This is a genomic window from Arsenophonus sp. ENCA, assembly GCF_002287155.1.
GTDB lineage: Bacteria > Pseudomonadota > Gammaproteobacteria > Enterobacterales > Enterobacteriaceae > Arsenophonus > Arsenophonus nilaparvatae.
This window is the reverse complement of sequence record NZ_NHNG01000684.1, coordinates 1-4,481: the sequence shown is the minus strand read 5'-3', so window position 1 is coordinate 4,481 and position 4,481 is coordinate 1. Positions and strand designations below refer to the sequence as shown.

General features: G+C 47.4%; 6 protein-coding genes and 2 pseudogenes. 4 read left to right on the top strand and 4 right to left on the bottom strand.

Going from position 1 to position 4,481, the window contains the following annotated elements; translation table 11 throughout:
- Positions 1 to 134: 134 nt before the first annotated feature.
- A pseudogene (locus CBG25_RS18080) lies at positions 135 to 752 on the top strand (IS21 family transposase); the annotation flags it as partial.
- A gap of 267 nt (positions 753 to 1,019) precedes the next feature.
- Here the strand turns inward: CBG25_RS18080 and CBG25_RS18075 are convergent.
- A complete protein-coding gene (locus tag CBG25_RS18075) occupies positions 1,020 to 1,232 on the bottom strand; it encodes a hypothetical protein (RefSeq protein ID WP_290604935.1) in 213 nt (70 codons plus the stop codon).
- A gap of 51 nt (positions 1,233 to 1,283) precedes the next feature.
- Between CBG25_RS18075 and CBG25_RS18070 the strand changes: the two genes are divergently transcribed.
- The 3 genes and pseudogenes from CBG25_RS18070 (at position 1,284) to CBG25_RS18060 (ending at position 2,836) form a co-directional block, all read left to right on the top strand.
- Positions 1,284 to 1,571, top strand: a complete 288-nt coding sequence (locus CBG25_RS18070; protein ID WP_290608400.1) for a transposase zinc-binding domain-containing protein — start codon at positions 1,284 to 1,286, stop codon at positions 1,569 to 1,571.
- Between the two features lie 75 nt (positions 1,572 to 1,646).
- A pseudogene (locus tag CBG25_RS18065) lies at positions 1,647 to 1,973 on the top strand (transposase); the annotation flags it as partial.
- 167 nt (positions 1,974 to 2,140) lie between these two features.
- A complete protein-coding gene (locus CBG25_RS18060; protein WP_290608398.1) occupies positions 2,141 to 2,836 on the top strand; it encodes a transposase in 696 nt (231 codons plus the stop codon).
- Positions 2,837 to 3,057: 221 nt separating this feature from the next.
- On the opposite strand, the gene CBG25_RS18055 is transcribed toward CBG25_RS18060, so the two are convergent.
- The 3 genes from CBG25_RS18055 to CBG25_RS18045 form a co-directional block, all read right to left on the bottom strand.
- Complete coding sequence (locus tag CBG25_RS18055) at positions 3,058 to 3,681, bottom strand: hypothetical protein (RefSeq protein ID WP_290608396.1); 624 nt, start codon at positions 3,679 to 3,681, stop codon at positions 3,058 to 3,060.
- Entirely contained in the window at positions 3,674 to 4,315 is a 642-nt protein-coding gene (locus CBG25_RS18050) for a transglycosylase SLT domain-containing protein (protein WP_290608394.1), read from the bottom strand. The genes CBG25_RS18055 and CBG25_RS18050 overlap by 8 nt, the downstream gene beginning before the upstream one ends.
- Positions 4,315 to 4,481, bottom strand: a 167-nt coding sequence (locus CBG25_RS18045; RefSeq protein ID WP_290608402.1) for a putative holin, incomplete at its 5' end; no start/stop codon positions are given. The genes CBG25_RS18050 and CBG25_RS18045, both read right to left, overlap by 1 nt.

The following is a 4,481-nucleotide window of genomic DNA, read 5'->3' as shown; positions in this document are numbered from 1 at the left end:
TAACAAGCTGAAAATTCAGCGGCTAAATTTTTCAATTCTTCGACTGATAATCCAATGATTGCTTTACATAAACGATTATCTCGTAACAGCCGCTCTTTGTTGATCATTTCAAACCTTTATTCTCTAAGTTAAACCTCTTTTTATTCTCAATAGCGTGACAAAAAATGCAAGTCTCTATTCAGCAACTAGTTTTAAATACCAAAAAGATGCAAAAAATGAGTTACTCTAGAGCTGAGCTTTTTGTTCAGTTAGACGCCCCTGTGTTAAAACCACTACCAAAAGCCCATTACAGCTTCACTCTGTTAAAGAAAGTTAGAGTCCATAAAGATTATCATGTTCAGATTGATAACCATTATTACTCGGTTCCATATACGCTTCTCGGAGTACAATTAGAAGCTCGAGTTTCCGGCGAGTTAGTCAGATTATTTAATAAAGAGCAGGAAGTTGCAGTCCATCCCCGCTGCAGGACTTATGGCTACAGCACTCGAACAGAACATATGCCTGAAGCCCATAGACAGCATGCAACGTGGACACCTGAACGTCTTCTTGAGTGGGCCGCACGTTTGGGCAGTGATGTCCATGATTATGTTCTTCACATACTGAACTCTCGGCCTCATCCAGAACAAAGTTATCGGTTTTGCCTTGGGCTTCTAAACCTTCACAGAAAATACAGCAATGCAAGGCTTAATGCCGCTTGTGCCAGGGGGTTAAAAACCCAAGTATGGCGATTAGCTGGAATAAAATCAATCTTGCACGAGTTTCGCACAGGCATATAAAGTTCTAAAAATATCTAAAATAATGTTTTATCCGTAAGATATTTTATAATATAAAATATATATTTATTTCAATAACTTATGTGTTAATTAGCAATTTTTGCGAATTATATATTATGTCGAATTGAACTTAAAAATAACTTGTTTATTTGTTGGTGCGAAACTCGTGAAACAGTTTGATTAGCGGTGGATTGCTAGAGTTTTTATTTGACTCAACAAACGATTGCTGACGATTAATTTTAGTGATTACTGTTGAAACGCATTGCATAAAATCCCCTTCAACCCATTTGCCCAACTGGTATCATTCCAATCAAGTTGCGGTTTAGCATCGTGCTGTGATGAACGTTTCCCGTTTTCGAGCCAAGAAACTTCAAAGCCTTGCCAGTTTCTGAGCATACATTCCGCCAGTATGTCGTCGGTTGCATATCCCAATTTGTTGGCAGCGTTAATTTTTTGCACAAGGAAGCAGCCTAGCGGCTGCAAATCGATATCGGGTAGAATGGTGGTACCTTGAACTTCTGGAAATCATATAAAATTACCCCCGTGCTTTCTGAATTCACTCCTCGCCCTCTAAAAACGTTGTTTCAGCGAAACGGTGCTTGGGCCGAACTGCTAAACACTTACCCACTGAGGCCTGTTGAAGTAGAAGTTGTCACCAAAATGCTAGCTTGTGGCACACCACTTATGGGAAGCCGCGAATTATGCTGTGAGAATACCCATTGTCCACATCGGCGCCTTATTTACCAAAGCTGTAAAGAGGCTGTCGCAAAAGGGGTATTTACAATAAAAATAATTTAATTTTTTCTTTAAAATCAAAATATTGAAATCATTAAAAACATGATACTACCTCTTTTGCGACAGCCTCGTAAAGGTCGGGGATGCCCTAGCTGCGGCAAAAAGGCCACCGATATCTGGATCGCCACTATGATGGCGCGTCTTCCTGACGTTCCCTTTCAACATGGCACCTTCACGATGCCTGATGCCCTGTGGCCGTTATTTGAGAACAACCGTTGGTTGCTAGGCCACCTGTTCGCCCTCGCTGCTGATAATTTGCTTTATGCCGCAGAGCAAAGAGGTCTCACCCTTGGCATTTTCGGTGCTCTTCACACCTACGGACGACAGCTTAACTGGAATTGCCATATTCATCTGTCGTGGACTACAGGCGGCATCAATGATCACGGCAACTGGACACGAGTTTCGCACAGGCATATAAAATTCTAAAAATGGCTTAAAAGCAATGATTAATCTGCAAGTTACTAAAAAACATAAATTTTCTTAAATTACAATAAGTTGTATTTGATTTATAAGGTTTTGACTATTTATATATCATGCTGAATTAAACTTAAAAATAGAGCGTTTTTTTATTGGTGCGAAACTCGTGCTGGAAAAAGATGTCGTTTTGCCTGCCAAAGGTTAGAGAACGCTGGATATGGAATGTCCGACAGTTCCTGCTGTCAGCTTGGGAGAAGCTAATCTTGCCTGTGGAATTGGTTCATCTGCGTAATTACGATGAGTGGAAACGTTTTATTCTCAGTCTCGGAAAAAACGAAGAAGGTAAGGATTACTGGCATGTCCATTTTGCTAAACCGACAAAAAATGCGTGGCGGACTGCAAAATATCTGGGACGCTATTTGAAAAAGCCACCGGTATCAGGTTGCCGTTTGGCCCACTATGACGGCGGATCCCGTATAACTCTACGTTTTCTTAACCATCGCACACATCATCATGAAAATTTAGAATTACCACAACGTGAGTTAATTTTACGACTGATTAAACATATCCCGGAGAAACACTTTCGGATGGTGCGGTACTTTGGTTTTCTCGCAAACCGAGTGGTGGGAACATTATTGCTGAAGGTAAAAAAGGCACTGGCTCAGGAAGAGAAAAAACCTGTAAAAGTAGTGACATTTTCCAGCCTCAGCCAAGCACTGCTCAATACGGACCCTTTTAAATGTATTCTGTGTGGCGGGAAAATGGTCTATCAGCGGGTCTTGTATGGGCTGGTAACAAAGGATCTGGTTGCTAACGCAGTGGAAATAGCGCGAATGCGTTACGTGATGTAATGCAGGGAAGATCTGCCTGAATTCAGCAAATTCGTTCAAAAATCAGTCGATTAGCCAACAAATAATGATCTCACTCCCTCTTGTGCTGAAAAAAACAGCAAATCTTACCGACTGTGATCCCTATTTCATACGGCCTCAGGATCTTTGAAATTCCTAGGCGTCAAGAAAACCCGCCAGCCCAAACAGATAGCTCACCAGTACCCAGAAATCGACCTGTAATGTCATGGTATTAATCCTTCAATATAGTCCAGTAGCCCGTTTACCTGTGCCCGCCAGACCTGACATTGCTGCCCGTTGGCGGTGATGTTGGCGAGGATATCGCGCTGGGTGACGGGACTCGGTCGGAGTGGCTCACCAGCGGACGCAGTTGTCCTGGGTGGGTTGCCAAGGCCGCCGGCAGCGGCGGCAGTGCCTGAACCGTCAACGTCTGACAGCCCGAGGGCGGCGTTATAGTGCTGCACGAAGCCACGAGTAAACACGCAGGCCACAGCATGAGGCTGGCCTTTTTCATCCTGCCAATGTTGGGTAACATCCTCTATCCGCCTTGTTAATTGTTGGGTTTGAGTGTGAAGCTGTGCAATACGCGTCAGGTAGTGCTGTTCGGCCTGATGGGCTACCTTCACCTGATGGGTAAATCGTTGTTGCAGGGCCTGTAGGGTTTGGGCTGCCTGCTCGGCGCGCTGTTTTTCCTGAATGGCAAACGCCTCACGCAGCTGACTGATGGTTGCCGCGCAGCGGTCGGTTGAGCGACCTACGCCTTGTGTGTAGCCGTGCCACCAGATGCCCGACAGCAGAGCTATCACCAACACCCCGCCGAGGCTTTTCAGGCTGACTGCACTAAACACAGCTTGCTCCTCCCCAGGTCAGGTAACGGGGTGCCAGGGTGTATAAAATACGGCGAGGATAATGGCGATTCTCACGCCAGGCGCTCATACTGCGCCCGGCATTGACCCGCTCAACGCTGTCAAACCAGCGCTGACCATCGACCCCCTGACGTTCCGCCAGGCGGCGGTCACGCTGGACCCAACCCAGGCCACCGTTGTAGGCCGACAGGGTCATCGCCATACGTTCACAGCGATTGACCGCCGATAATCGTTGCCATAGCCAGTAATCGAAACTGACCACTGCCCGCAGGCTCCAACTGGGATTGAGCGGCGCTTTGGCCGCGAGCGCCGGCATTAATTCACCAATCCAGGCGGTAGTCGCAGGCATAAACTGCCCCAACCCCTGCGCCCCGATGTGGTTCGTAATGCCCGGCTGCCAGCCGCTTTCGTGCTCAATCTGCGCGGCAAAATCCGCCACTGGCGCATTAAGGCCCCACACCAGACGGGCATTGCGTATCAGGTCAGCCCGGTATGGCAGTGCTGCGGGCGGGGGATGGGCGGCATTCGCATCAAAGGCACCACCCAGCAGTAGCATCAGCAAAAAGAACAGCATCATGCCGGGTGGGTTATCGGGGTGTTGGTGGTTATTCATCATCAAAGCCCCATCGCCACGCCAAGGCAGACTGCGGCCACAATCACCGCGCGCCGCAGCTGGGCGGCGGCAAGGACCTGATGGCAGCCGCCGCGCACCGGATGTCGGCCTTGCGCCACCTCGGGGTGGTCATGGTGCAGGTATTGACCGGGTCGAGCCTTGGGGAACA